Here is a 26,001-nt window from a genome sequence, read left to right as displayed (position 1 = left end):
GCCATCCCCGCCGTCCCCGCCCTCGTACCGCAGGCCCCGCCAACCGTCACGCGGGCACGTCCAGCCGGTAGCCCACCCCGCGGACCGTGCGGATCAGCGTCGGCGAGGACGGCACGTCCTCCACCTTCGCCCGCAGCCGCTGCACACAGGCGTCCACCAGCCGCGAGTCGCCCAGGTAGTCGTGCTCCCACACCAGCCGCAGCAACTGCTGCCGGGACAGCGCCTGCCCCGGCCGCCGGCTCAGCTCCAGCAGCAACCGCAGCTCGGTCGGGGTCAGCTGGAGGTCCTCGCCGTTCTTGGTCACGGTCATCGCCGAGCGGTCGATCACCAGCGAGCCGAAGACCGCCGAGTCCGTGGACTCCCGCTCCCCGCGCCGCAGCACGGCCCGGATCCGCGCGTCCAGCACCCGGCCCTGCACCGGCTTGACCACATAGTCGTCCGCTCCGGACTCCAGCCCCACGACCACGTCGATGTCGTCGCTGCGGGCGGTCAGCAGGATGATCGGCAACTGGTCGGTGCGCCGGATGCGGCGGCACACCTCGAAGCCGTCGATGCCGGGCAGCATCACGTCCAGCACGACCAGGTCGGGCCGCTGCTCGCGCAGCAGTTGCAGCCCGTCCTCGCCCGTCGCCGCGGTGGCCACCTTGTGGCCCTGGCGGGAGAGCGAGAGTTCGAGGGCCGTGCGGATGGAATCGTCGTCCTCGATCAGCAACAGGAAAGGCACCGGGCCATTCTGTCCCATGGCCGCGGGCCGCAAGAACCCGCGCGCACCGCCGGACCCCCGTGCCGGCCGGGAACCGCGGACCGCCCCGCGCCCCCGATCCCGTGCACCACACCGGTACCACCCGCCGCTGTGACAGGCCTGTGACAGTCGGGGGACACCCCTGAGAAGTGGCCCCGGCAAGCTCATTGGCACACGGACCGACACACTCCAGACCGACGGGGGGCGCACGATGAACACACTGCACGGCACCAACTCCAGCGCAGTGGTCACGCGTCTCCACGACGTCACCAGGAGCACCGAGAAGTCCGGCGCCGCAACGAACGGACGGGGGTGCGTTCGAGGCGCCGGACGTCAACACAAGGCGCCGTACATGGTCGCCGTCGCTGACGGGGGAGCGGTGTACGGGGAGGCCGCGGGGGAGCGGACGAGCCTGAGCGAGGCGGAGTTCACCGCCTACGTCCAGGAACGCCGCGCCTCCCTGTACGCCACCGCCTACCACCTCACCGGGGACCGCTTCGAGGCCGAGGACCTGCTGCAGAGCGCGCTGTTCTCCACGTACCGCGCCTGGGAGCGGATCAGCGACAAGGCGGCGGTCGGCGGCTATCTGCGCCGCACCATGACCAATCTGCACATCAGCGCCTGGCGCCGCCGCAAGCTCAACGAGTACCCGACGGAGGAGCTGCCGGAGACGGTCGGCGACACCGACGCGATGCGCGGCACCGAACTGCGCGCGGTGCTCTGGCAGGCGCTCGCCCGGCTGCCCGAGCTCCAGCGCACCATGCTGGTGCTGCGCTACTACGAGGGCCGCACGGACCCGGAGATCGCCGACATCCTGGACATCAGCGTCGGCACCGTGAAGTCGAGCATCTGGCGGTCGCTGCGGCGGCTGCGCGAGGACGAGGCGCTGAGCTTCGGCCGGAGCGAACAGGAGTCCTTCGGCGAGCTGGTGGCCTGAAGGGACGGGGGCGGTCGCCGATCCGGGGGGAGCGGCGGCCGGTGCCGGGGTCCGGGGGGACCCGTACGGCACGGAGCGGGGAGCGGGGCCACGGGGGACACGGGGCTCCGCCACCCTCCGGAAGATCCCATGGGGACCGTGGGGGTACCCGTGGGGGACGACGGGGGCAAGGGAAAACGCTGCGGGGCGGGACCGAGGGCCGGGGGGCCCGGGTCCCGCCCCGTACGCATGTCCTTGCGTCCGTGAGGAATCAGGCCGGTTCGCGGGTCTGCTCGGCGGCCCGGGGTCCCGGTACGGAGACGGTGGCCGCGGGGGTCTTCGTCGCGGGAGCCGTGGGGGCGCGGTGGCGGCCGGCCGCGGCGGCGGCGAGCCGGCCCAGCGCCTCGCCCTTGGCGCAGGGGTGCGCGCCCAGCGCCGTCTGCCGGGCCACGATGGCCCGCTCGGTGCGCATCAGCCGCCAGCCCCGGCGCAGCAGCACCGGCACCGACTTGCGGCCCTCGCGCAGATCGCGCAGCAGCCGGCGGCGGAAGGTGGTGGAGGGGCGGCCGCGCAGGCAGAGCGCGTCGGCGAGCAGCCCCAGCTCCTGGCAGCGGCTGACGATGTCGGCCGCGAAGATCCCCTCGGCGACGAACAGCGGGGTGCGCTCGATGTCCAGCGCCTCCCGGCCCACCAGAGAGCTGGTGGCGATGTCGTACACCGGTACGGCCGTCCGGCCGGTGGCGCACAGCTCGGCGATGGCGGCCACCGCCGCGTCCGCGTCCCAGGAGAGGGGCGAGTCCCAGTCGGTGTCGGTGGTGCCGGGCACGAGCGGCAGCGTCGGGTCGCCGGCCTCCTTGTAGAAGTCGTCGAGGCGCAGCACGGGCAGACCGGTGCGGGCCGCGAGCGAGGACTTGCCGGAGCCGGAGGGACCGGTCAGCAGCACGACACGGGTCGGGATCGGTAGCGAACTCACGGGACACCAGTCTGAGGCATTCCCCCGGTCGGGGGACCCCGCCCCCACCCCGTTGGTATCGAGCATCACATCTCGCCTACGCTGCGTGCCCGACCGACCACCCCCGAGTGCGGGAGTTCCCCATGGCACGTCACAAGCTGCTGCTGAAGGCCTCACTGGCCGTCACGGCGATCGGCGCCGTCGTCGGCGCGGGCGGCGGCACCGCGCAGGCCGCCGAGGCGGCGGCCGCCCCGGTGACCGACCCGGCGGCCGCGCTGGCGGCCGTCACCGGGGCGGTGCCGTATGTCACGGCGGTGCCGAAGAACCTGAAGCTGAACCCGCTGGCGCAGACCGGGGTCGACCCGCTGGACAACGGGGTCGGCACCCAGGTCAGCGACTTCCGGCCGCTGGACACCACCGCGGTGACCGGTTCGCTGACCAGCGCGCCCAACCTCCCGGTGGCCGGCCCGCTGCTGGGCGGCCTGATCCCCGGCTGAACACCTTTCGCGGCGAACGGCCCCGGCTCCCCCGGACGGAGGGGAGCACGGGGCCGTCGGCGTCCGGCCGCGGGTCAGTACGCGGAGCCGGACGCGCCCAGGGAGCCGGTCGGGTGCCAGACCGTCTTGGTCTCCAGGAAGGCGGTCAGCCGGGTCAGCCCCGGGTCGGCCGCGAAGTCCGGACCGGCCTCCTCGGTGTCCCTGACGTCCTGGGGGCGCAGCACCCGCTTGAGGTTGTCCGCCGCGGCGATCTCCAGCTCGCGGGCCAGCTCCGGGTCCGCGCCGGTCAGGTCGATGGCGTTGACGTCCTGGTGCGCGGCGAGCGGGACGCCGAGCTCCGCGGCCTTGCCCGACAGCACGTTGACCACGCCGCCGGGCAGGTCGGAGGTGGCCAGCACCTCGCCGAGGGAGAGCGCGGGCAGCGGGGCCCGCTCGGAGGCCACGACCACCGCGGTGTTGCCGGTGGCGATGACCGGGGCGATCACCGACACCAGGCCCAGGAAGGACGACTCCTGGGGGGCGAGCACCGCGACCACACCGGTCGGCTCGGGGGTGGAGAGGTTGAAGTACGGCCCGGCGACCGGGTTGGCCCCGCCCACCACCTGGGCGATCTTGTCGGTCCAGCCGGCGTACCAGACCCAGCGGTCCACGGCCGCCTCGACCACCAGCGCGGCCTCGGACGTGGACAGCCCCTCGGCCTGCGCCACCTCGCGGGCGAACTGGCCCTTGCGGCCCTCCAGCATCTCGGCGACGCGGTAGAGCACCTGGCCGCGGTTGTACGCGGTCGCGCCCGACCAGCCGCCGAACGCCTTGCGGGCCGCCACGACCGCGTCACGCGCGTCCTTGCGGGACGACAGCGGGACGTTCGCCAGCCATGTGTCCTTTGCGTCTGCCACCTCGTACACCCGGCCGCTCTCGCTCCGTGGGAACTTGCCCCCGACGTACAGCTTGTAGGTCTTCAGGACGCTCAGACGGGAAGACTCAGACATCGAGGTACGCCTCCAGGCCGTGGCGGCCGCCCTCGCGGCCGAAGCCCGACTCCTTGTAACCGCCGAACGGCGAGGTCGGGTCGAACTTGTTGAACGTGTTGGCCCAGACGACGCCCGCGCGCAGCTTGTTCGCCACGGCGAGGATGCGGGAGCCCTTCTCGGTCCAGATGCCGGCCGACAGGCCGTACTGGCTGTTGTTGGCCTTGGCGACGGCCTCGTCCGGCGTGCGGAAGCTCAGCACCGACAGCACCGGGCCGAAGATCTCGTCCCGGGCGATGGTGTGCGCCTGGGTGACCCCGGTGAACAGCGTCGGCGCGAACCAGTAGCCGGCGCTGGGCAGTTCGCACTCCGGCGACCAGCGCTCGGCGCCCTCCGCCTCACCGGTGTCGGCCAGCGCGGTGATCCGGGCCAGCTGCTCGGCGGAGTTGATCGCGCCGATGTCGGTGTTCTTGTCCAGCGGGTCGCCGAGCCGCATGGTGGACAGCCGGCGCTTGAGCGCGTCCAGCAGCTCGTCCTGGATCGACTCCTGGACCAGCAGCCGGGAGCCGGCGCAGCAGACCTGGCCCTGGTTGAAGAAGATGCCGGTGACGATGCCCTCGACGGCCTGGTCGATGGGGGCGTCGTCGAAGACGATGTTGGCGCCCTTGCCGCCCAGCTCCAGGGTGACCTTCTTGCGGGTGCCGGCCACCTGGCGGGCGATCGCCTTGCCGACGGCGGTCGAGCCGGTGAAGGCGACCTTGTCCACGCCCTCGTGCGCGACCAGCGCGGCACCGGCGTCCCCGTAGCCCGGCAGGATGTTGACGACGCCCCGGGGCAGCCCGGCCTGGCGGCAGATGTCGGCGAAGAACAGGGCGGAGAGCGGCGTGGTCTCGGCGGGCTTGAGCACCACCGTGTTGCCGGCCGCGAGCGCCGGGGCGATCTTCCAGGCCAGCATCAGCAGCGGGAAGTTCCACGGGATGACCTGGCCGGCCACGCCCAGCGGGCGCGGGTCGCGGCCGTACCCGGCGTGGTCCAGCTTGTCGGCCCAGCCCGCGTAGTAGAAGAAGTGCGCGGCGACCAGCGGGAGGTCCGCGTCGCGGGTCTCCTTGATCGGCTTGCCGTTGTCCAGGGTCTCCAGGACGGCCAGCTCGCGGGAGCGCTCCTGGATGATCCGGGCGATCCGGAACAGGTACTTGGCGCGCTCGGCGCCCGGCAGCGCGGACCACTTCCCGAACGCCCGGCGGGCGGCGGCCACCGCGCGGTCCACGTCCTCGGCCCCCGCCTGGGCGACCTCGGACAGCACCTCCTCCGTCGACGGGGAGACGGTCTTGAAGACCTTGCCGCCGGCCGCCTCGGTGAACTCGCCGTCGATGAACAGGCCGTAGGAGGGCGCGATGTCGACGACCGAGCGGGACTCGGGCGCGGGCGCGTACGCGAATGCGGATGCGGTGTCGAATGCGGATGCCATGGTGATCAGTCCACCGTCACATAGTCGGGACCGGAGTAACGTCCGGTGGCCAGCTTCTGCCGCTGCATCAGCAGATCGTTGAGGAGGCTGGAGGCGCCGAAGCGGAACCAGTGGTTGTCCAGCCAGTCCTGCCCGGCCGTCTCGTTGACCAGGACGAGGAACTTCACCGCGTCCTTGGTGGAGCGGATGCCGCCGGCCGGCTTCACGCCCACCTGCACCCCGGTCTGGGCGCGGAAGTCGCGCACCGCCTCCAGCATGAGCAGGGTGTTGGCCGGGGTGGCGTTGACCGCGACCTTGCCGGTCGAGGTCTTGATGAAGTCCGCACCGGCGATCATGCCGAGCCAGGAGGCGCGGCGGATGTTGTCGTACGTGGAGAGCTCGCCGGTCTCGAAGATCACCTTCAGCCGGGCGGCGCCGGACGCCTCCTTCACGGCGCGGATCTCCTCGTAGACCTTCAGGTAGTGACCCGCGAGGAACGCCCCGCGGTCGATCACCATGTCGATCTCGTCCGCCCCGGCGGCCACCGCGTCCCGGGTGTCGGCCAGCTTCACGTCGAGCGCCGCGCGCCCGGCCGGGAAGGCGGTGGCCACCGAGGCCACCTTCACGCCCGACCCGCCGAGCGCGGCCTTGGCGGCCTCCACCATGTCCGGATAGACGCAGACCGCGGCGGTACGGGGGGTGGTGCGGTCGGTCGGGTCGGGGTTGACCGCCTTGCCGGCGAGCGCCCGGACCTTGCCCGGGGTGTCCGCTCCTTCCAGCGTGGTCAGGTCGATCATCGAGATCGCCAGGTCGATGGCGTACGCCTTGGCGGTGGTCTTGATCGAACGGGTTCCGAGCGAGGCGGCGCGCGCCTCCAGACCGACGGCGTCCACACCCGGCAGCCCGTGCAGGAAGCGGCGCAGGGTGCTGTCGGACGCGGTCACGTCGGCGAACGCGGCGAGGGTGGCGGCACCACCCTGCCCGGGCGGGGGCGAGAGCTGAGGGGAGGGCATGGTCACCAGACCAGCATATCTACGCGCGTAGCAGCCTGTACAGCCCCGGGTGCGTGCCCGGCGGCCCGACGCCTGCCCGGGTCGCCGGGGGCGTACGGGGAGCGTGAGGCACAATCGGGCCCATGACGAGCCCCACCCCGAGCCCCGAGCAGCCCAGCGAGCCGACGTACGCCGACCGGGCCTACCGTTCGCCGATGGGCATCGCGGGCGGAGTGCTGCTGCTGGTGCTGGCGCTCTGGCTGGGCGGGGACGCCCTGCTGCGCGGCGACGGCGCGCGGGTGCGCTGGGTGGCGGTGGCCGGGCTGCTGCTGGTGGTGCCCCTGGTCATCGCCTTCACCCTGCGGCCCGCCGTCTTCGCGGGCGCCGACCGGCTCCGCGTACGCAACCCGTTCCGCACCATCGTGCTGCCCTGGACCTCGGTGGCCGAGATCCGCGCCGGGTACTCCACCGAGGCGGTGAGCACCGGCGGCACGGTGTACCAGCTGTGGGCCGTCCCGGTGTCGCTGCGCAAGCGCAAGCAGGCCAACCGCCGCCGGATCCGCGCCGAGGCCGCCGAGCGCCGCCAGTCCGGGGCCGCCACCGACCCCGACCTGCGCCGCTCCGCCCGCCCCACCCCCGCCCACCACACCTCCGCCGGCCCCGACTCCCACCACGCCCCCGGCGACCAGGTCGTGAAGGACCTGAACCGGCTGGCCGAGGAGGGCGCCATCCGCCCCACCGCCAAGGGCGAGCCGGTGGTCCGCTGGGCATACGAGGTGATCGCCCCGGCCGTCGTCGGCGCGGTCGCCCTCGCGGTCCTCCTCGCCACCGGCTGACCCGCCCGTACGCCGGTCCACCGGCTTACGGCGGTCCCGCCCACACCAGCAGCATGTAACCGCCCAGCCAGGCCGAGCAGGCGGCGGCACCGGTCAGCACCAGCACGGTGACCGCCGGCCGGGCCCGGGCCAGGGCGGTGGCCACCGGGAGCAGCAGCGGGAAGCCTGGCAGCAGGAAGCGGGCGCGCGGGAAGTACACCCCGCCGCTGCCCAGCACCACCAGCAGCAGCACCCCGCAGAACACCCGCAGGACGGGCGGCTGCCGGTCGGCCACACAGAGCGCGTACAGCCCCGTGGACAGCACCAGCACCGCCGACACCGCCACCAGGAACAGCTGCGGGGTCCGGTCGTAGGCCAGCAGCTCCCGCAGCTCACGCAGGGTGTCCGCGCCGCCGTCCCACTCGTTGCGCCAGAGCCGCTGCACCGCGAAGTAGCCGTCCCAGCGGCCCAGCCGCGCCCCGACCCACCCCACATACCCGAGCCACCCCAGCGGCGCCGCCAGCGCCCCGAGTAGCGCCTCTCTCCGCTCCCCGCCCCTGTCCCGTACCGCCGCCGTCAGCCCGGCCGCCGTCACCGCCGCCGCGAGCGCGATCCCGGTGGGCCGGGTCAGCCCGGCGGCCACCGCGAGGCCCGCCGCCCAGCCCCACCTCCCGCCCAGCACCGCGTACAGCGACCAGGCCGTCAGCGCCGTGAACAGCGACTCGGTGTACCCCATCCACTGCACGGCCCCCACCGGCAGGGCGCCCCACAGCACCGCCAGCACCGTGCCCGTACGCCGCCCGTGCAGCCGGTCGCCGACCGCGAACACCCCCCAGGCCGCGACCAGCGAGCAGCACCCCGCCAGCACCAGCCCCACCGAAGCCGCCGACCCCGGCGTGGCAGCCCCGAACCCTCTGATCAGCGCCGGATACAGCGGAAAGAACGCCAGGTTGTTGGCATCCATCGCCACCCCCAGCCGGTCCGTGTACCCATGGGCGGCGATGTCCAGGTACCAGCGGGAGTCCCAGGAGGTGGCGAGCGCGGGCCACACCCCGTGCCCCTTCAGCCGCGCCCACCGGGCCAGCACCAGCAGCCCGAAGAGCCGGACCGCCAGATAGCCGAGGAGCGCCGGGGCGGCATACCCGAGCGCCACCCCCACGGCCCGCCCCCGCCGCCGCTCCCCGCCGGGCCCGGGCGGCCGCCGGGACGCGGGCACGGTCGGGGTTCGGGCGGTGATCACCGGCGGCACGGTGGGGCTCCAGGGGCTGTTGACTCGGCCCGAGGGCCGGGACCCGGCTGGCGGGCCCGGCACTCGGTGCCCGGCGCGGGGCCCGGCCGGGTCACCGGCTCACCCTGCGCACGAGCCCCGACCTCACCCGGCACCCTGCGCCCCATGCCGTACCAGATTCACCCGCACGGGGGAGGGGCCGCCGGACGGCTCACGCCCGGCCGCCGACGGTGCACTGCCGGGGGTCCCGGGGTCGCAGGTGCTCACCTCCCCCCGCGAGCGCCCGCCCTCTCCCTCAACACCGTGACGGCCGTCCGGCACCAGTCGCGGTTGCCCCGCTCGAAGGCCAGACCGCGCAGACAGGTCAGATAGGGCCCGACGGGCTCGCCGTCCCGCAGGAACTCCTCCTCGGTGCGCGAGCCGCGCATCCGCTCCAGCAACTCCTCGAACAGCTCGATCTTGCCCTGGGCGAAGTCGGCGCGTTCGGTGAGCTGGGCGATCAGGGGGCCGGTGTCCACATGGTCGGCTCCCTGCACCTTCACCAGCAGATCGTCCCGCACGAAGGAGGGCTTCGCGGACGCGGCCGTGAACCGCTCCACTTCCGCCAGCCCCTCGGCGGTGACAAGGAAGACCCGCTTGTTGGGTCGGCCCTCCTGGACGACCTCCCGCCCGCTGACCAGGCCGTCCCGCTCCAGCCGGGTGAGCTCCGCGTAGAGCTGCTGCGGCTGGGCGTGCCAGAAGTTGGCCACACCCAGGTCGAAGGACTTGGCCAGCTGGTAGCCGCTGAGCTCGCCACCGAGCAGCGCGGCCAGCACCGCATGTCGCAACGCCATCGGCCCCCTCCTCTCACTCTCCGCCGTTTCCCGCCAGGGTCTTGCCCCCACCCACTCCACCACGCTACTCATGAATCTGACTAGTCATCTCCATGAGTAGCAGACAGGAGTGCCACCATGAGCGTCCCGAGCACCGCACACCACCACCGCCCTGGCACCGCAGACCGCTTCCGCCACGCGGTCGAGACCCGCGACCTCGCCGCGCTGGACGACCTGTTCACCGACGACATCCGCCTCTACAGCCCCGTCAAGTTCAGCCCCTTCGAGGGCAAGCCGATGGTGCTGGGCCTGTTCGGCGTCCTGCTGCGCCTCTTCGAGGACTTCCGCTACATCGGCGACCACACCGGCACCGCGCAGACCAGCACCGACGGGACCGAGACCCCCTCCGCCGTACTGCTCTTCCGCACCACCGTGGGCGGCAAGCAGATCCACGGCATCGACCTGCTGCACTTCGACGGGGAAAGTGGAGACGCCCGGATCAAGGAGTTCACCGTCATGGTCCGGCCGCAGTCCGCCGTGCATGCCCTCGGCGAGGCGGTCCTGGCAGGCCTGGTGGCCGACGGCCTGCTCCCGCCCCCCACCCCCTGACGTCCCGTTCCCTCCCCTCAGCCGAAGGTGCGGCGGTACGCCTGCGGGCTCACCCCCGTGGTCCGCTTGAACCGGTCACGGAAAGCCGTCGCCGAGCCGAAGCCGACCTGGCCGCCGATCCGCTCCACCGAGTGGTCGGTGGTCTCCAGCAGGTGCTGCGCCTGCCGCACCCGGGCCCGGTGCAGCCACTGGAGCGGGGTGGTGCCGGTCTGCTCCCGGAAGCGGCGCATCAGCGTGCGGGTGCTCATCCCGGCGTACGCGGCGATCTCCGCCAGCGTCAGATCGCTGGCCAGGTTGGCGCGCAGCCAGTCCAGCACCGGCTCCAGCGCCGAGCCGCGCGGGGCGGCCGGGGTGTGGTCGTGCACGATGAACTGGGCCTGCCCGCCCTCCCGTTCCAGCGGCATCACCGCGAGCCGGGCCGCGTCGGCGGCCACCGCCGAGCCGTAGTCCCGCCGGATCATGTGCAGGCACAGATCCAGCCCGGCCGCCGCCCCCGCCGAGGTCAGCACCTGCCCGTTGTCGACGTAGAGCACATTCGCGTCCACCTCGATCTCCGGGTGGGCGGCGGCCAGATGCGGGGCCGCGATCCAGTGCGTGGTCGCCCGCAGCCCGTTCAGCAGCCCGGCCTGGGCCAGTACGAAGGTGCCCACGCAGATCGACGCGATCCGCGTCCCCTCGGCCGCCGCCGCCCGCAACGCCTCCAGCACGGCGGGCGAGGGCGGCTGGTCCGCGACGGCCGTACCCGGCACGATCACGGTGTCCGCACCCCGTAGCCCCTCCAGCCCGTACGGCGCCCGCAGCGCGAAGGTCCCCGCGTCCACCTCGGGCCGCTCGGCGCACACCCGGATGCGGTACGCGGGCCGCCCGTCCGGCAACCGGGTCCGCGAGAAGGTGTCGATGGGGGTGGCGAGGTCGAAAGGGAGCACCTGGTCGAGGGCGAGTACGGCGACGGTGTGCATGGCGGGAACGTACCCCGCCGCCCCCTCCCTGCCAACCGCCTCTCCGGCCGCACACCCGCCCTCACCAGCCGTGTCGCAAGCATCTGCGCCGATGGCCGTATCCCGTTGAAGAGTGTCGATAGTGCCACTGGGGGAGCGTCCCCGCACTGCCTAGGGTCGTGGGCGGGCCACCGGCAGATCGGCATCGGCCCACCCACGACCGCATCCACCCCGGGAGCCTGCCCATGCCGCCCACCTCCCCCGCCGACACCGCTCAAATCGTGCTGTTCGACGGCTTCGACCCACTCGACGCCGTCGCCCCCTTCGAGGTGCTGCACGCGGGCGCCATCGCCTCCGGCGGGGCGCTGACCGTGGAGCTCGTCTCCGCCGAGGGCCCGCGCGAGGTGGTCAGCGGTTCGGGTGGGCTGCCCCTGCGCGCCACGGCCGTGCTCGACCCCGACCGCCCCGGGATCGTCCTGGTCCCCGGCGCCTCGGGCCGTATCGCCGAATCGGACGCCGCCGGTACGGACCCCCGACCCAGCGGCGAACCCATCCCCGTACTCCTCGGCCGCGCCCTCACCACCCCGCTGCCGGATCTGCTCAAGGCGGCGATGGCCAACCCGGAGGTGTTGGTGGCCACCGTCTGCGGCGGCTCGGCCGTCCTGGCCCTGGCCGGCCTCACCGAGGGACGGCACGCCACCACCCACCACCAGGGCATGGACCTGCTGGACGCCACCGGCACCCATGCCGTGGCGGCCCGGGTGGTGGACGACGGCGACCTGGTCACCGGCGCCGGGGTGACCTCCGGTCTCGACCTGGCCCTATACCTGCTGGAACGGCGGCTCGGGCCGCGTATCGCCCACGCGGTGGAGGAACTGTTCGCCTACGAGCGCCGAGGCACCGTCTGGCGCCCCACCGGCCCCGTCCCCCTGCCGCTCTGACGCCCCTCCGAGCAAAGGACCATCCCCATGACCGTCGCCGTCACCGGCACGTGGGACCTGGCCATCGCCACCCCCCTCGGCACCATCCACGCCGTGGTCCACCTCCAGGAGGCGGACGGCGCCCTCACCGGCACCGCCTCCGGCGCGGGCGAGGACGTCCCGCTGCGGGACCTCGCCCGCACCGGCGACCGGCTCACCTGGCACCAGGCCGTCACCAGGCCCCTCCGCCTCAACCTGGTCTTCGACCTCACCGTCGACGGCGACACCCTGACCGGCACATCCAAGGCCGGGCGGCTGCCCGCCTCTCGGGTGACCGGCGCCCGCCGCATCGGAGTAGCCGCATGACCAAGCTGCTGCTCTCCCTGCACGTGGTGGCCGCCATCCTGGCGATCGGCCCGGTCGCCGTCGCCGCCAGCATGTTCCCCGCGATGCTGCGCCGCACGTCCCCCGCCTACGCGGCCGGGGCTCCCGCGCCGGCCGGTGCCGAGTCTCCCGTGGCGGCGACCGGCGACCGCATCGCCACCCTCCGCCTCCTCCACCGCATCTGCCGCGTCTACACCGGCGTCGGCGTGGCCGTCCCCGTCTTCGGCTTCGCCACCGCGAGCGCCCTCGGAGTCCTGGGCAGCCCCTGGCTGATCGCCTCGATCACGCTCACCTTCATCGCGGCGGCAATCCTCTGGGTGCTGATCCTCCCGGCCCAGGAAGCCGCCCTGGAAGGCACCGGCCCCACCGGCGGCCCCGGCCGACTCGCCATGCTGACCGGCGTGTTCAACCTGCTGTGGGTCGCCGTCACCATCCTGATGATCGTCCGCCCGGGCTCGACCACCAGCGCGTAGCGCACTGCGGGGCCCGGGCGTTGTCTCAGCTCACCGAGCGCGTGAACGCGGCCCAGGTGGCGGGCTCGACGGTGAGCATCGGGCCCGACGGGTTCTTGGAGTCCCGCACATGCACGGCGGCCGGATGCGCGGCCACCTCGACACACTGGCCGCCATCACTGCCACTGTGGCTGGACTTCTGCCATTCGTAAGCGACTTCGAGGCACTGGCCACCCTCGCTGCCGCTGTAGCTGGACTTGAACCACTCGTAGGCGACTTCGAGGCACTGGCCGCCCTCGTCGCCGCTGTAGCTGGACTTGAACCACGTCAGTGCGGTGCTCATCGCTCTCCCAGAAGCCGGTCCAGCAGGCTCCTGGTCTCATCCACATCCAGCGCCTGCGTCCGTCCGCAGCATCGCATACTTCTGCAACAGGATGCTGACCTCGGTCGGATCAGTGACGAGGTGGCTGCCGCGCTGCGTCTCCGTGTACCCCACCAACTGGTGGTCCGGGGTCTCCAGCACGGTGAACGGCCCATCGAGTGCCGCATGCCGGGTCTGGCTCAGCGGCAGGATCTGGATGGTGACGCCTGGGAGTTCGGCGCAGTCACGCAGATGCCGAATGGCCTCACGCCGGATCTCCGGCCCGCCGAAGTCGCACCGCAGGATCCACTCCGCGATGACGAAGCTGATGTTGGGAGGCTGCTTCCGGTGCAGGATCTCCTGCCGCGCCAGCCGAGTCGCCGTCATCGACTCGATCTCCTCCTCACTCATCGCGGGAACCTTGTTCCGGAAGGTCTCCAGCGCGTAGGCGCGGGTCTGGAGCAGCCCGGGGATGGCCTGGTTCTCGTACCACTGGATCGCGACGGCCACCTCCTCCAGGTCCATGTACTCCTCGGCCCAGGCCGGAATCAGGTCCACCTCGGGCATATGGGCCACCGCCGTCGTCAGCGCGCCCTTGGTCTCCAGGACGTCATCGATGATCCGGGCCCAGTCCGGTTTGAGCGCCCGGCGGCCCTGTTCGATGGAGGCGAGGGTGTCCAGCTCCATGCCGACCTCCTCGCTGAGCCCCCGTTGCGTGTAGCCCGCCGCTCGCCGGAACGTGCCCACCAGGGCCCCCACCAGCCGCATGGCCGACGCGTTGCGTCGCCGGTTCTGTGGTTGTCGTGACATGGGTGCGAACTCCCCCTCACGCGGGTCGGGTTAAGCGCGAATGGCTCGTACAGCAGCTTTGTACGACCTGGCGCACGGCCCGACCGGGTGATGGCCCGAATGCCCCACGGAAGGATGAGGACCACCCGCCTTCTCTTCTGGGTCCGGTCCGCAGACGGCGGCTCACGCCCCGGACGGGTGACGTTCGAAGGTCCTCTGGATGTGGCAGGCCGGCGGCGCTACGGTGCTCGCCACAGCCCCCGGCAGGAGGTACGCATGGCCAGACGCTTACGCACCCTTGGGACAACGTCGGATGACGGCAAGTGCCCCACCCTCTACGAGGACATCGACAGCGGCGACATCGTCGTCCAGGGATACGTACTGTCGGACCCAGACGATGTCCGGCAGATGGAGCACGTGCTGCCCGGTGAGTCCTTTGTCGTCGTCCCGCGTGAACTGCTCACCCGCTACGCGCCCAGGGAGTAGTGAAGTGCCGGAGTTCATCGACGACGAAGATTTCGGCAGTTACTTCGAGACCTTCGACCACACCGCCTGGCGGTTGGAGACGCGTCGGGGCTACGCCTCGGACCGGGTGAGTGAGAAGTTCCATCGCTGGTCGGAGAGCGGCGTGCTGCCTGACGACTCGCACCGCCCCTGGTGCCGGAACGTGCGACGGCAGACGGCCGCAGGCAAGAGGATCGAGCGGGTTCGGCTGGTCGATACCCCGCTCACTCCGGAGCAGCGATACCTGTTGGCCAGTGCCAAGGCCAACAACGCCGCTGGCGAGGACATCAGGACGCTACGGCGGGACGAGGCCGATCGGCTGAGGCTCGGGAGCGAGGATTTCTGGCTCTTCGACGCATGTCGAGCACTGGTGCTGCACTTCGACAAGGCGGACGAGTACCTCGGTGCCGAACTGGTCACCGACCTCGCCCGTGTCGTGCGGTTCTGCCAGCTCCGGGACGCGGCCTGGCATTTCGCGATCCCACACGAAGCGCTGGCGACCGAAGCCCAGTGAGCACGGATTTCCAGCAGGCGCGTGAAGCCCTCGGGCTGCGGTTGCGCGGCCTGCGCACCGCAACCGGTCTGAACGGGAAGGAGTGGGCGGGGCGGCTGGGATGGCAGCGTTCCAAGGTCTCGCGGTTGGAGACCGGCAAGCAGACCGCGACCCCGGTTGACGTCACGGCGTGGGCGGCGGCAGCCGGTGCTCCGGAGGCGGCCGACGAACTCATTCGGCGGCTGGACCGGTTGGAGACGCACTACCGCTCGTGGCGCCGGCAACTTTCGGCCGGGCACCGTGCCGTGCAGGAGCGGCACGGTGTCCAGGAGTCGCAGGCCCGGGAGATGCTCATCTTCGAGTCCGGCATCATCCCGGGGCTCGTCCAGACGCCCGAGTACGCGCGGGGTGTTCTGACGGACGTATCCGCTCGGCACGGCAGTCCGGCCGACGTGGAAGAGGGCGTCACGGCCCGGATGCGTCGTCAGGAGATTCTCTATCGACCCGGTCGCTCCATCAGCATGGTTCTGTGGGAAGCGGCGCTCTACGTGGTGCGCTGTGAACCACCGGCCATGGCGGCACAACTGGACCGGTTGTGCGGCCTGGTGGGCCTCGATGCCGTGACCATCGGCATCATCCCGCTCGGGGCCCGGACCCCCTTCTCGCCCAAACACGGCTTCTGGATCATCGATGACCGTGTGGTGGTCGCCGACACCTGGTCCGCGGAACTGAGCCTGGACTCGGCCGAGGACCTGGCCCTCTATCGACGTCTGTGGACCCTGCTGCACGGCGCAGCCGTCCACGGGCACCAGGCTCACGCGCTGATCACCCGCGCACGCGGCCGCCTGGCCTGAGCAACTTCTCCCATTCACCGCACCCTCGTGCGCAATCCCGCGCAATGGTGCGGTGAGCAGGGCGGACACGCTTCTACCGTCCAGCCATGGCTGAGGAACCGAACGCCCCGGGCTGGTGCCACTGGCACGGCGGCCCTACCCACAGCGCCGTACTCATCGCCGTACTGGAGGCGGGAAGCGGGCCGGGGAACGCGCTGTACGCCTGCGCCCCGTGCCGGGACGAGCAGCGCCTGACGCCGTACGCCGAGAGCGCCCCGCCCTCCGACAGCGCACCGCTGCCCTCCGAGGGCTGACCCGCCTACCGCCGCCACGCGCTGGAGCGGGCGCGCTTGGCGGGCCGAAAAGCCCCCGCCCAGGCCGAATTCCCTGGCAGGAGCGGGACGCCCGTCGAAGGGGGACCGAGGACCAGATGAGCAGAACCATGACGGGCACCGGCCGGGTGACCGTGCTCCCGCTGCTGCACCTGTGGCCGGACCACTACTGCGTACTCGCCTACACCGGGACCGGTGCCTTCGGCGACACCGCCGTCGTCGGCTGCGTCCCCGTCCCCGGGGTTCCGGAGGTGTCGCTGCTGGACGTGGCGGCCCGGCACCAGCCGCAGCGGCTGTACGGGTCCCCGGCCGGGCGACCGGAGTTCGCGGCGGCGTGCTGGCTGATCTGTACGGGGTGGAGCGGACGCGGCACTCCGCAGCCCCGGTCCCTGGACCTGCGGGTCGCCGACTGGGCCCTGGAAACGGAGCGGACGATCGAGCTGGGGCAGACCATGTACGGCCATGACCGGCTGTGCCTCGGCCGGTTCACGCTGGAGGACGAGGCGCTGATGGGGGCGGCTGTGAAGTTGATGCCGGACCATTCGGGCTGACGCAGCATCGCCCCTCGGCACCGCACGCAAGGAGCAGCATGGCCAGCCGTAGCTTCGGCCGCATCACCGTGACCACCCCCGACCTCGATGACCCCGGTCTGTACCTGTCCCTGGTCGAGACGCTGGAAAACCCTCGCGGCATCGTGCAGGACTTCGCCTACGGGGATGCCGACCTTCGCTCGCTGGCTCTCACCGGAGTCCAGCTCATCACGGGCAGGGTCAGCGATGTTCGCGCGGAGCGGGTCCGGTTCGAGTCGTTGAACCTGCACGGCGTCGAGATCATCGGCAGTGAACTGGGTTCGTTGCATTGGAGCGAGGGCAGGCTCACCCGGGTCCATTTCCGTGACTGCCGGCTCATGGGGGCCACGCTGGACGGAGTGGTCCTGGACGACGTGCTGTTCGAGGAATGCCGCTTGGACTACGCCACCGTCCGGAAGGTGCGCGCCGGCGGTCCTGTCGCGTTCGTCGGCTGTGCCTTCACCGAGGGCACGTTCACCGACTGCGACCTCTCCGGCGCCGTGTTCTCGGACTGCGGACTCAGGCTGACCGAGTTCGGTGGGGGACGGTACCGGGGCGTCGACCTCCGCGGCAGCGACCTCTCGCGGATCCGCGGTGTCGCCAACCTGGCCGAGGTCCGTATCGATCCCGGCCAACACGCGGACCTCGCCCAAGCCCTCGTGGGAGAACTCGGCATCACCATCGGCGACGACTGACTGATCAGGGAAGGGATGCGGGCTGACGTCCTACCCGGCGCCGGTCAGCGTGGCGCGGATGCCGCGGCGTAGGAAGGCGCGGGCTCGGGCCGCGCGGCGGAGGCGGCGCAGGGGGCTGAGTGGGGCGGGGGTGCCGTAGCGGCGGGCGCGGATGTCGTCCACCACGTCCAGCGGGGCGCCCAAGCGCGGGAGTTCGTCCAGGGCCTCGGCCTTGGTGATGAGCCGTCCGTCGCGCAGGGTGACGGTGGCGCGGGCCAGGACCAGGAGGCCGAGGTCCACCCAGATGTCCTGGAGCCAGAGCTGCGGTTTGGCGGTGGCCGGGAGCCAGTAGTGGCGCAGGTCGCGCCGGATGTGGGCGGCGAGCTCCCCGGGTGCGAGCGGTGGGAGGAGGGCGGTGGGCGGCGGGCCGTGCAGGGTGAGGCCGCCGTCGAGCAGTTCGCGGCGGGAGATGGGGGTGACCGGGCGGCGGAGCATCCGGGCGTGTGCCCAGGTCAGATGGTCCGTCCCGGCGTCGGAGAGGGCAGCCTCCGGCAGGTAGGAGCAGTGCAGCCGGGTCGCGTCCGGGTGCTCGACGGCGAGCAGCCGGTGGAGCGCCGCCAAGCGCTCCCGCTCCTGGGCGTCCACCGGGCGCTCGACCACCGCGATCAGGTCCAGGTCGCTGCGCCCCGGCTGGAAGTCGCCGAGGGCCAGGGAGCCATGGGCCCAGACCGCCACCAACGGCACCGACGTCCGTAACTCGGAGACGAACCTGCGGAGGAGGAGATCGGTGGATTCCGTCGTCATGGTCGTGATGGTGGCACGGGGTCAGCCTGAGCGGTATGGGCGGCGGATCATTCAGTCGTCGGACCGGTCGGGGACGAAGTGGTGGCGGATGTCGTCCCGGTCGAGGCGGGTGAGGGCTTCCACGACCCGGGTGGAAGGGGGTACTTCGACAGCAAGGACGGGCTGTTCGACGCCGTGGTCACCGACTCGCTGGACCGCATCGCCACCGTCCTCCTGATCGACGCTGACGACCTGGCGCGACTGGGCGGTCCGGCTCTACGACTCCTGTCTGAGCGACCCGGACACCGTCCGCCTGGATCGGGCTGAAGCGGCGGCCCGCCGGGCTTCTGGTGGACGACTCGGACCGGCTCGATGACCCCAAGACCGAGGCCTTCCGGCAGGCACGGACCGCCGGGCTGGTCTGCCCCGGCGACCCCTTCGACCTGATGGCCCCGGTCATTGCCATGGTCCGTGCCTGGTCCTCGGTGCTCCTCCGCCGGGGGTAGAGCCTGGGAGAGAGTCGCGGGCGATCTCGGGGCGGTCGCCAGTTCGCGCCCAACCAGGACCCCAGACGGCGAGGGTCAATTCTACCGGAGCGCCGGACGCGACATTTCGGCCCGTCGGCCTGCCCGTCAATGCTCAATCGCCGATAACGTTCACCGAAGTGATCACAGAGTGTCCGTGGGCTCACCCGTCGCAAGGCCTCGGGAGCGCAGATGCCGGCCGAGGCGTTGGAGCCGCCACCATGCCTCGGCGGGCGCGCCGTCACTGAGCGGGAAATGCAGGGCGGGGCTACTGGCCGGTCCAAAGAGGGTCGGGCTGACATCTGGCAGGATGTGGCGGGCCCTGTTGAGGCCGAGGCCCGCGACAGCGCTCGCGCCGAGGGTGACGGACAGCGGGACGGGTGGAGATTCCCGATAGGCCGGAGTCGTCAGATCGGTACTCCCGGCTCGCAGTTCGGCGACCATGGTGGCGAGGCCGTGGCGGGTGGCGAGTTTCTCCGCCACCTCGCGTACGCAGTCCAGCGGCGGTACGTCGCCAGCGAGGTGACGGGTGGTGAGTACAACGTGCTCCTCCACACCGGCGGCGGTGTGGGCCACGCGCATCGTGGCGATGGTCGGGTGTTCGGGCTCGCCGACGATGGCTAGCCAGGTAGAGGCTGACTGCCGGGCGCGGTCCCGGGCGAGCTCTGTCAGCCGCCCGGGCGACCAGGGGATGCCGACCGGCTCAGCGGTCGACCAACCGGCGGGCGGAGAACCGGTCAGCACCCGCCAGGCGCTCTCCAAGGCACCCCCCAGGACGAGCCGCTCGTCGGCGAAGTGGACCGTGCGGTAGGAGAGCGAGAGCTGTGCTCCTTCCATGGCGTTGGAGGGCCGGTCCTGGAAGGGCTCCGCGATGAGGGATGCGCCGTCCTGGCCGGCGACAGGGACGTAGCGCCCGTCTTGCCAATGCAGGACGACACCGGTCAGCCCGTCGTAGTAGCCGCCGTCGGGGCTCCGGACGACCCAGCGGGAAGGAGTGCGCCGCAGCAGCTCCCGCATCGGGAAGGTGAGCCGGACCCCGATGGGCGTAACGATGTTCAGCTCGCGTCCTGTGCCGAACGCGGTGCGCATGGCCTCGATCAGCCATGAGGTGGCTGCGACGACCGGCCGATCCTGCATGATGACGACCGCATGCTCGGTGAGGACATCGATGCCCGGGGGCGCCGCTGCCGGGCCGGTGGCTGAAGGCGTCACGACTTCGGTACGGGACCCCCCGGGCCATACCGTCCCACCCAGCAGGGCTGTGAGCCTTCCAGCCATCGACTGTGCCAGGCGCTCGGCTGCCTCGACCGTGGCCGTAGCCCGAAGCTCGGTCCACCAAACGGGCGTCACGGTCGTGATGTCGGGCCCGAGCAGCCGGGCGGCCTCACCGGGGACCTGGAGCAGGCGGGAGGTCTCCAGCGACACCAGCACCTGGCCGTCGGGCCCGCAGACCTCCGTCACGGCGCCGCTCGCCCGTCGGTTCACTCTGAGGTCGGGCCCGCCGGCGTAGAGAGCCGCCATCAGCGACCCGATGTCCGGCAGTTCGGGGGTGAGGGCGATGACATCCTGGGTCAAGGGTGCGTCCTGAGTGGCAGTTGAGTCGATGCTCGGTCGTCGACGCCGAGCTGTATGGCACCGCAGGGCGAACGACCCTGCGGGGAGGACGCCGCTCGCGCTGGTGCGGGGATGGGGGACGACTCTCCGGTCGCATCGGCCTTCAGTCGTGTGTCGGCGGACCGGCCGCCTGCGTCCGCAGCGTCTGCAACGTCTCAACCTCGGTGATCTCAGTCTCAATGGCGCGCCCGGCCACGGGGTCGAAGGGGTAACGCGCCATGTCCGTCAGCGCGGCGCCGGGGGTGAGACCCCGCTCATAGGCTTGGCGCAACCGCTCCAACCAGACGAGACCGGCTCGATGGGCGTCCAGGTCCGCCGCCTCGGTCGGCTCGAAGCTCGCCGCGTGGTCGGTGTCCGAGGACCACAGATAGCCCAGCACCTGCCGTTCACCCGCCACCGGTACGTACCGCACAGGCCCGAAGGCTTCGCGGGCGTATCCCGGCCGGAACTCGGGTGTCTGGTGGAACACCCGATTGCGGTACGGGATTTCGAAGCTTCCCCACACGTCCTGCGGCTGACCATGCCTATCGAGTTCGTTCTCGACCCCGCTTTCCGTCGGGACTCCGAACCACGTTGGGTCCTCCGGTTCGATCTCGACATCCAGAGCTTCTGAAATATCCGCCAGGGCAGCCGCGAGTCGGGGCCGGTTTGCGGCGAACACGGTTGCCTGTTCCCGCCCTTTCAGGTCATAGCGCATCCAGGCATCCGAGAACGTGGTCAGTCCGACGAGGAAGTAGGCCCCCGATACGCGTAGTGTCAGCCTGAACATACCCTCAGTCGGAACGAAGCCTGTTGCGGTTTCGACCAGTCCGTCGCAGGTTGCGCGAAGCTTCACCGACCCGATCGCACTGGCTGTGAGGCTGTTCCGGATGCCCGCCGCCAGAGTCGCTGCGCCGTCTGTTCCCTCACTGACAAGTGGGGGAGCGGGCACATCGCCCTCGAAGAGGAGACCTCGTGAGCCTGCCTCAGTGATCTCCACGGTTACACGGCCACCCTGCGGGGTGCCGAGCCGGCGCCGATCGAGGACGGCCAGTGCCAAGTGAAATCTGCGGAACCCCTCGTGGGTCAAATCGGTGTCGTGTCCGAACTCTCCCCATGACCAGCCTGCGATGGGTGTGCTCGTGATCACGAACGTACTCCAGGAATGAAGGTGGCGCCGGGTGGGTACATCAGGGTTCCGTCCTCGACTCGAAGTACGACGCTGACGCCAGTTTCCGCGTAGATCCTGGCCAGGCGACCCTCTATTTTCGAAGCCAGCAAGCTGGCCATGGTTCCCTTGGTGTCCAGGACGAAGACTTTGACGTCGGCCTTGCAGGACTCCAGTTGGTCTATGTTATCCCAGATTTTTTGTATGGATTTTTTGGGATTGGACACGCCTTTGAATTGGTAGCCATAGATCTTACCGTCAGAAGTTCTCGCCATGACGTCCATATCGGTATCCGGCCCAGTGGAGACGCCTGGTCTCAGTTCCACGTTCTCCTTGATGTCAAAACTAATGTCCGATATTCCATTCTCCTGTAGCCTCGCTGCCAAGCGGAGCTGTTCAAAGCCGCCGGGCATCATATTTTGATGACTGAATGCCGATACTACATCTTCGAAGTTTGTCAGTCCTTTGAATCGCCCGGAGGCGATCAAGTCGGCAATCTCCTGGCCAGCTGGGTGCTCGGCGAGATTGGCCAAGGCCTTTTCAAGGTCCCCGGGCTTGGGCTTGCCCCGGGACAGGACTTCCCTGATCTGCTGTTCCGTCTCCCCTCCGCGGACGAACGGTCGAGACTCTTGCGGCGGCGGGAAACTGTCGGGCTGACCGTTCGCCGGCGGTCGACTCCCGTCGCTGCTCTGATCATTTCCGGTCTGCGCGTCCGGCCCGTCCGCCGCCCCGCCGCCAGGCCCGTCCGGCACCCCCGCGCCATGGCCGTCGCCGGCACCGTGGCCCGCGCCGCCGGGTTCACCGCCGGCTGGGAAGTGGCCGGAGTGCGAGCCGCCGGAAGTGGAGGCGCCATTCGGGCCGGCCGGCGCTCCCGCGTGCCCGGCACCTCCGGGGCGGTCGCCGGGGACGTCGTCCCCCAGGCGGGTGTGATCCCCGGAGCCGACGGAGTTCTCCGGTCGTCGGGCGCCCGCACCCACCAGTTCGCGGTCCCGGTCCGGGGAGCCCGTGGCACGGTCCGCGGCGGAGGGTTCCTGGCGCGGCGGGGCGGTGTGGGGCGTGCCGTCGGGGTTGATCGGGACCAGGTTTCCGTCGGCGTCGATCCGGTACCGGTCGTCGAGGTCGAGAACGCCGTCGGGGAACTTGCTCGGCGGCAGCTTCAGACTCTCGCTGATGTTGGCCACCACGGCGGAGACCTTGGGCAGGTCCGCCAGGGCCTTGGTCGCTTTGAGCGCGCCCGAGAGCGGGTCGACCAGGTCGCCGACCTTCGCCACGGTGCCGGCCGCCCGGGCCAGGGAGCCGCCCTTGCCGAGTTTCGCGGCGGCCGCCAAAGGCCCCGACCCCAGGGTCAGCAGGTTGAAGGAGACGACGGCGTGGGCACGGGCCGGGTCCTCCTCCCACATGTCGTACGCGACGAACTGCTTGCCGAACTCCTTGGCGTACGCCTTGCTCTCGCGCTGCCAGTCGGACAGTGCGTCCCCCTGGCCGATGAGGTCCATTCCGTAGGCGTAACCGCCGACGAACGTGCGCCCCAGCCCGTCCCAGGCCTCGTCGCGGGCGTCCGTGCCATGAAAGCCGACCAAGGTACCCAGGCCGTCCAGGCCGCCCACGACACTGTCCACGACCAGGCCGTCCCAGACCCAGCTCTTGGCCCCGTGACCCCACCAGTCCAGACTCCACCGTTCGTACGTCTGGCCTTCCGGGCTTCCCCAAGGCAAGTCCTTGGCTCCTTTGAGGAGCTCGGCGCTCTCGCCGTACATGCCGGGCTTGTGCGTGCCGTCGTCCGGAACCCACGCCGGGCGGCAGATCACCGTGCTGAGCGCGTTGATGGCGTTCGCCGCGTCTCGCTCGGCCTCCTTGAAGCCCGCACGGGCCACCGCGACGTCGTCCAGCAGCGCCTCGTGCTTGTCTACCTTCTCCTTGTCCTCGGTCCAGTCGTCGTCACCGTCGACGCTCCGGACGAAGGCGAACGCCTGCTGCTTCAGCTCCTTGAGCCGGTCGGCGTGCGGCTTGGCCTCGGCGGCGAAGGTCTCCAGCGCGTCTGCCAATGATTCGATGGCGCCGGCGAACTCGTCTGCCTTGTCCATCACCGGCTGGGTGGAGGCGAGCAACTGGTCCGATTCCGGCGCGACGTAGTAGGCGGCCACCGCCTGGAACCGGGAGTGCGCGTCCCGCCCGCCGCTGCGGATGCCGATCGCGTCCGACCGGAGGCTTTCCACAGCTTTGGCCAGCTCGCCGAAGTCGCCGGTGTAGAGGGGTATTCCACCGGGGCTGATCACTTGGACTTCGCCCCGCTCCCGCTGTCCGTCTTCTCCGAAACAGCCAGGAGTTCGGCGGGTGTGGGAGCCTTGGCCGCCTCGCGCTGGGCGTCGGCCGCCATGTCGAGGTCGCCCTGGGCATACGCTGTGGTGGCCTCTACGGTGCCGTTCACCGTCTTCTTGAGACGGGCGGAGAGGAACCGGATCTGCCCCTCGTTGTCGGAGGCGAAATTGGCGATCGCGCCGCCCACCGGGCCCACCGGTGCTCCGCAGTAAGGCCCGTCGGAAAGAGTGCCCACCTGGATGGCGGCGTCCTGCACATGCAGACCGTAGCCGTTGAGGTTCTTTCCCATGTCGCCCGCGGCGAGCCCCACCAGCGACAGGATGGACGCCACCCCGCCGGGATCGATGTCCCATTTCGTCATTCGCTTCCCCCGTCGAACTGCGACGACCCTTGCCGATCACCCTACGGGCCATGTGCCAATGGGCCCCAGGTGGAAAGCAGCCACGGTGGTCGTTGCCCTGGCAGCTCACTCCTCCTCATATTCTTGCGCACGCCGCTGACATGCCGCGGGGTCGGGGTCCGGGCGCCTTGAGGAACACCGAACGGGCCCGTACGGAGAGCGGATTGCCTCCGGACGGGCCCGTACGGGCAAGAGTCTGCCTCGACTCCGGGATCAGATCCCGGCCGCCGCCGCGAGGTCGTGCTTGAGGGCGGTGAGGACCTCGGTGGCCCGGGTGCGGGCGTCGGCCAGCTCGGACTGGGCGGCGACGGGGACGACGACCTCCAGGTAGCACTTGAGCTTGGGCTCGGTGCCGCTGGGGCGGACGATGACGCGGGCGGTGTAGGCGCCTTCGAGGTGGTAGCGGAGGCCGTCGGTGGGCGGGAGGGTGTCGGTGCCCTTGGTCAGGTCCTCGGCGGAGGCGACCGTCAGGCCGGCCAGCTCGGCCGGGGGCTGCTCGCGCAGGCGGCGCATGGCGGTGGCGATGACGGTGAGGTCGGTGACCCGGACGGAGAGCTGGTCGGTGGCGTGCAGGCCGTGGGTGACGGCCAGCTCGTCCAGCCGGTCGGCGAGTGTGCGGCCCTGCTCCTTCAGCTCCGAGGCCAGCTCGGCGACGAGCAGCGCGGCCGTGATGCCGTCCTTGTCGCGCACCCCGCCCGGGTCCACGCAGTAGCCGAGCGCCTCCTCGTAGCCGTACCGCAGGCCCTCCACGCGGGCGATCCACTTGAAGCCGGTCAGCGTCTCCTCGTACCCGGCACCGGCCGCCTCGGCGATCCGGCCCAGCAGGGAGGAGGAGACGATCGATTCGGCGAAGACGCCCTCGGCGCCCTTGCGGACCAGGTGGTCGGCGAGCAGCGCGCCCACCTCGTCGCCGCGCAGCATCCGCCAGCCCGCCTCGGCGGAGGCGTCCGGCACCGCGACGGCGCAGCGGTCGGCGTCCGGGTCGTTGGCGATGACCACGTCCGGGGCGGCCCGGCGCGCGGTGGCGAAGGCCAGGTCCATCGCGCCCGGCTCCTCCGGGTTGGGGAAGGCGACCGTGGGGAAGTCCGGGTCGGGCTCGGCCTGTTCGGCGACCAGGGTGGGGGCCGGGAAGCCGGCCCGCTCGAAGGCGGCCAGCAGCACGTCCTTGCCGACGCCGTGCATCGCCGTGTAGACGGTCTGCGCGGTGCGGGCGGTGCCGGGGGTGAGGACGGCGTCGGTACGGGTGAGGTAGGCGGTGAGGACGTCCTCGCCGAGCGTGTCCCAGCCGGACTCGGGGCGCGCCACGTCCGCGAGGGCGCCGACCGCGTCGATCTCGGCGGCGATCTCGCCGTCGGCCGGCGGCACGATCTGCGAACCGTCGCCCAGGTACACCTTGTAGCCGTTGTCCCGGGGCGGGTTGTGGCTGGCGGTGACCTCGACACCGGCGACCGCGCCCAGGTGGCGGATGGCGAAGGCCAGCACCGGGGTGGGCAGCGGGCGGGGGAGCACGGCGGCGCGCAGCCCGGCGCCGGTCATCACGGCGGCGGTGTCCCGCGCGAAGTCGGCCGACTTGTGGCGGGCGTCGTAGCCGACCACGACCAGCCCGCCCGCCTCGCCCTTGGACTTCAGGTAGGCGGCCAGACCGGCGGCGGCGCGGATGACCACCGCGCGGTTCATCCGCATCGGCCCCGCGCCCAGCTCACCGCGCAGCCCGGCGGTGCCGAACTGGAGGGTGCCGGAGAAGCGGTCGGCGAGCGCGGCGGTGTCGCCCGCCTCGATCAGACCGGCCAGCTCCTCGCGGGTCTCCGCGTCCGGGTCCTCGGCCAGCCACGCCCGCGCCCGGGCGACGAGCTCCGCCTGCGCGGCGGCGTCCGCGGTGGCGGCATCGGCGGTGGGGTCCTGCTGCACGGTGGTCTGCCTTCCTGGGCGTGCTGTACGGGGATGGGGGCGGGCCCGGCGCCCGTGGGGGCGGGCCCGGCCCGGTGGG

General features: G+C 71.4%; 31 protein-coding genes. 15 read left to right on the top strand and 16 right to left on the bottom strand.

The features are described from left to right. Window positions 1-46: 46 nt before the first annotated feature. Window positions 47-724 (bottom strand): two-component system response regulator AfsQ1, encoded by a 678-nt coding sequence (gene afsQ1, locus M1O15_RS27110; protein WP_248636818.1) that lies wholly within the window; start codon window positions 722-724, stop codon window positions 47-49. A gap of 229 nt (window positions 725-953) precedes the next feature. Between afsQ1 and M1O15_RS27105 the strand changes: the two genes are divergently transcribed. Then, the gene (locus tag M1O15_RS27105; RefSeq protein WP_248636817.1) at window positions 954-1,679 is read left to right on the top strand and encodes a SigE family RNA polymerase sigma factor; all 726 of its coding nucleotides are present in this window, start codon (window positions 954-956) and stop codon (window positions 1,677-1,679) included. Between the two features lie 250 nt (window positions 1,680-1,929). Here M1O15_RS27105 and M1O15_RS27100 read toward each other — a convergent pair whose 3' ends face one another. Further along, complete coding sequence (locus M1O15_RS27100; RefSeq protein WP_282577311.1) at window positions 1,930-2,697, bottom strand: uridine kinase; 768 nt, start codon at window positions 2,695-2,697, stop codon at window positions 1,930-1,932. Window positions 2,698-2,753: 56 nt separating this feature from the next. On the opposite strand from M1O15_RS27100, the gene M1O15_RS27095 reads away from it, so the two are divergent. After that, window positions 2,754-3,107, top strand: coding sequence for a hypothetical protein (locus tag M1O15_RS27095; protein ID WP_248636815.1), 354 nt, complete (start codon window positions 2,754-2,756; stop codon window positions 3,105-3,107). A gap of 74 nt (window positions 3,108-3,181) precedes the next feature. On the opposite strand, the gene M1O15_RS27090 is transcribed toward M1O15_RS27095, so the two are convergent. The 3 genes from M1O15_RS27090 to deoC are packed head-to-tail and all read right to left on the bottom strand — an operon-like array spanning window position 3,182 to window position 6,535. Continuing rightward, window positions 3,182-4,096, bottom strand: a complete 915-nt coding sequence (locus M1O15_RS27090; RefSeq protein ID WP_248636814.1) for an aldehyde dehydrogenase family protein — start codon at window positions 4,094-4,096, stop codon at window positions 3,182-3,184. Beyond that, window positions 4,089-5,543, bottom strand: a complete 1,455-nt coding sequence (locus tag M1O15_RS27085; RefSeq protein ID WP_248636813.1) for an aldehyde dehydrogenase family protein — start codon at window positions 5,541-5,543, stop codon at window positions 4,089-4,091. The genes M1O15_RS27090 and M1O15_RS27085 overlap by 8 nt, the downstream gene beginning before the upstream one ends. A gap of 5 nt (window positions 5,544-5,548) precedes the next feature. Beyond that, window positions 5,549-6,535: a deoxyribose-phosphate aldolase gene (gene deoC / locus M1O15_RS27080; RefSeq protein WP_248636843.1), complete on the bottom strand. Its 987-nt coding sequence runs from the start codon at window positions 6,533-6,535 to the stop codon at window positions 5,549-5,551. 122 nt (window positions 6,536-6,657) lie between these two features. On the opposite strand from deoC, the gene M1O15_RS27075 reads away from it, so the two are divergent. Then, entirely contained in the window at window positions 6,658-7,350 is a 693-nt protein-coding gene (locus tag M1O15_RS27075) for a PH domain-containing protein (RefSeq protein ID WP_248636812.1), read from the top strand. A gap of 25 nt (window positions 7,351-7,375) precedes the next feature. On the opposite strand, the gene M1O15_RS27070 is transcribed toward M1O15_RS27075, so the two are convergent. Together M1O15_RS27070 and M1O15_RS27065 are read right to left on the bottom strand one after the other, a co-directional pair. Beyond that, on the bottom strand, window positions 7,376-8,578 hold the full coding sequence (locus M1O15_RS27070) for a putative hexosyltransferase (protein WP_248636811.1): 1,203 nt from the start codon (window positions 8,576-8,578) through the stop codon (window positions 7,376-7,378). Window positions 8,579-8,820: 242 nt separating this feature from the next. Next, window positions 8,821-9,390, bottom strand: a complete 570-nt coding sequence (locus M1O15_RS27065) for a PadR family transcriptional regulator (protein ID WP_248636810.1) — start codon at window positions 9,388-9,390, stop codon at window positions 8,821-8,823. Between the two features lie 117 nt (window positions 9,391-9,507). Between M1O15_RS27065 and M1O15_RS27060 the strand changes: the two genes are divergently transcribed. After that, window positions 9,508-9,978 carry a nuclear transport factor 2 family protein gene (locus M1O15_RS27060; RefSeq protein ID WP_248636809.1) on the top strand — a complete coding sequence of 157 codons (471 nt, stop codon included), beginning with the start codon at window positions 9,508-9,510 and terminating at the stop codon, window positions 9,976-9,978. Between the two features lie 17 nt (window positions 9,979-9,995). Here the strand turns inward: M1O15_RS27060 and M1O15_RS27055 are convergent, their stop codons facing one another. Next, window positions 9,996-10,937, bottom strand: a complete 942-nt coding sequence (locus M1O15_RS27055; RefSeq protein WP_248636808.1) for a GlxA family transcriptional regulator — start codon at window positions 10,935-10,937, stop codon at window positions 9,996-9,998. A gap of 224 nt (window positions 10,938-11,161) precedes the next feature. Between M1O15_RS27055 and M1O15_RS27050 the strand changes: the two genes are divergently transcribed. Genes M1O15_RS27050 through M1O15_RS27040 form a run of 3 tightly spaced genes read left to right on the top strand, consistent with a single transcriptional unit; the run spans window position 11,162 to window position 12,693 of the window. Next, window positions 11,162-11,857 (top strand): DJ-1/PfpI family protein, encoded by a 696-nt coding sequence (locus M1O15_RS27050; protein ID WP_248636807.1) that lies wholly within the window; start codon window positions 11,162-11,164, stop codon window positions 11,855-11,857. 27 nt (window positions 11,858-11,884) lie between these two features. After that, on the top strand, window positions 11,885-12,202 hold the full coding sequence (locus tag M1O15_RS27045; RefSeq protein ID WP_248636806.1) for a hypothetical protein: 318 nt from the start codon (window positions 11,885-11,887) through the stop codon (window positions 12,200-12,202). Beyond that, complete coding sequence (locus M1O15_RS27040; protein ID WP_248636805.1) at window positions 12,199-12,693, top strand: hypothetical protein; 495 nt, start codon at window positions 12,199-12,201, stop codon at window positions 12,691-12,693. Before M1O15_RS27045 ends, M1O15_RS27040 begins: the two co-directional genes overlap by 4 nt. A 25-nt stretch (window positions 12,694-12,718) precedes the next feature. On the opposite strand, the gene M1O15_RS27035 is transcribed toward M1O15_RS27040, so the two are convergent. Further along, window positions 12,719-13,015 carry a DUF397 domain-containing protein gene (locus tag M1O15_RS27035; RefSeq protein WP_248636804.1) on the bottom strand — a complete coding sequence of 99 codons (297 nt, stop codon included), beginning with the start codon at window positions 13,013-13,015 and terminating at the stop codon, window positions 12,719-12,721. A 36-nt stretch (window positions 13,016-13,051) separates the two neighbouring features. Further along, window positions 13,052-13,801 carry a helix-turn-helix domain-containing protein gene (locus M1O15_RS27030; protein ID WP_308282409.1) on the bottom strand — a complete coding sequence of 250 codons (750 nt, stop codon included), beginning with the start codon at window positions 13,799-13,801 and terminating at the stop codon, window positions 13,052-13,054. A gap of 297 nt (window positions 13,802-14,098) precedes the next feature. Between M1O15_RS27030 and M1O15_RS27025 the strand changes: the two genes are divergently transcribed. From M1O15_RS27025 to M1O15_RS27000, 6 genes are all read left to right on the top strand, one after another. Further along, the gene (locus M1O15_RS27025) at window positions 14,099-14,308 is read left to right on the top strand and encodes a hypothetical protein (protein ID WP_248636803.1); all 210 of its coding nucleotides are present in this window, start codon (window positions 14,099-14,101) and stop codon (window positions 14,306-14,308) included. 4 nt (window positions 14,309-14,312) lie between these two features. Next, complete coding sequence (locus tag M1O15_RS27020) at window positions 14,313-14,840, top strand: DUF6879 family protein (RefSeq protein ID WP_248636802.1); 528 nt, start codon at window positions 14,313-14,315, stop codon at window positions 14,838-14,840. Beyond that, entirely contained in the window at window positions 14,837-15,673 is an 837-nt protein-coding gene (locus M1O15_RS27015) for a helix-turn-helix domain-containing protein (RefSeq protein WP_248636801.1), read from the top strand. Before M1O15_RS27020 ends, M1O15_RS27015 begins: the two co-directional genes overlap by 4 nt. A gap of 86 nt (window positions 15,674-15,759) precedes the next feature. Then, window positions 15,760-15,966 carry a hypothetical protein gene (locus M1O15_RS27010; protein WP_248636800.1) on the top strand — a complete coding sequence of 69 codons (207 nt, stop codon included), beginning with the start codon at window positions 15,760-15,762 and terminating at the stop codon, window positions 15,964-15,966. Window positions 15,967-16,082: 116 nt separating this feature from the next. Then, on the top strand, window positions 16,083-16,535 hold the full coding sequence (locus M1O15_RS27005) for a hypothetical protein (protein WP_248636799.1): 453 nt from the start codon (window positions 16,083-16,085) through the stop codon (window positions 16,533-16,535). 38 nt (window positions 16,536-16,573) lie between these two features. Further along, window positions 16,574-17,248, top strand: coding sequence for a pentapeptide repeat-containing protein (locus tag M1O15_RS27000; RefSeq protein ID WP_248636798.1), 675 nt, complete (start codon window positions 16,574-16,576; stop codon window positions 17,246-17,248). Window positions 17,249-17,278: 30 nt separating this feature from the next. Here M1O15_RS27000 and M1O15_RS26995 read toward each other — a convergent pair whose 3' ends face one another. After that, entirely contained in the window at window positions 17,279-18,031 is a 753-nt protein-coding gene (locus tag M1O15_RS26995; RefSeq protein WP_248636797.1) for a nucleotidyltransferase domain-containing protein, read from the bottom strand. Between the two features lie 81 nt (window positions 18,032-18,112). Between M1O15_RS26995 and M1O15_RS26990 the strand changes: the two genes are divergently transcribed. Together M1O15_RS26990 and M1O15_RS26985 are read left to right on the top strand one after the other, a co-directional pair. Further along, on the top strand, window positions 18,113-18,337 hold the full coding sequence (locus M1O15_RS26990; RefSeq protein WP_248636796.1) for a hypothetical protein: 225 nt from the start codon (window positions 18,113-18,115) through the stop codon (window positions 18,335-18,337). 23 nt (window positions 18,338-18,360) lie between these two features. After that, a complete protein-coding gene (locus M1O15_RS26985; protein WP_248636795.1) occupies window positions 18,361-18,516 on the top strand; it encodes a hypothetical protein in 156 nt (51 codons plus the stop codon). Between the two features lie 162 nt (window positions 18,517-18,678). Here M1O15_RS26985 and M1O15_RS26980 read toward each other — a convergent pair whose 3' ends face one another. The 5 genes from M1O15_RS26980 to M1O15_RS26960 form a co-directional block, all read right to left on the bottom strand. After that, complete coding sequence (locus M1O15_RS26980) at window positions 18,679-20,109, bottom strand: DUF6177 family protein (protein ID WP_248636794.1); 1,431 nt, start codon at window positions 20,107-20,109, stop codon at window positions 18,679-18,681. 142 nt (window positions 20,110-20,251) lie between these two features. After that, entirely contained in the window at window positions 20,252-21,277 is a 1,026-nt protein-coding gene (locus M1O15_RS26975) for a hypothetical protein (protein WP_248636793.1), read from the bottom strand. Further along, a complete protein-coding gene (locus M1O15_RS26970; protein WP_248636792.1) occupies window positions 21,274-23,571 on the bottom strand; it encodes a hypothetical protein in 2,298 nt (765 codons plus the stop codon). Before M1O15_RS26970 ends, M1O15_RS26975 begins: the two co-directional genes overlap by 4 nt. After that, on the bottom strand, window positions 23,568-23,975 hold the full coding sequence (locus tag M1O15_RS26965) for a DUF6507 family protein (protein ID WP_248636791.1): 408 nt from the start codon (window positions 23,973-23,975) through the stop codon (window positions 23,568-23,570). The genes M1O15_RS26970 and M1O15_RS26965 overlap by 4 nt, the downstream gene beginning before the upstream one ends. A gap of 252 nt (window positions 23,976-24,227) precedes the next feature. Beyond that, entirely contained in the window at window positions 24,228-25,922 is a 1,695-nt protein-coding gene (locus tag M1O15_RS26960) for a phospho-sugar mutase (protein WP_248636790.1), read from the bottom strand. Window positions 25,923-26,001 lie beyond the last annotated feature (79 nt).

It is taken from the genome of Streptomyces lichenis, assembly GCF_023218175.1.
Lineage (GTDB): Bacteria > Actinomycetota > Actinomycetes > Streptomycetales > Streptomycetaceae > Streptomyces > Streptomyces lichenis.
This window is presented reverse-complemented; position numbering and strand designations above follow the sequence as displayed.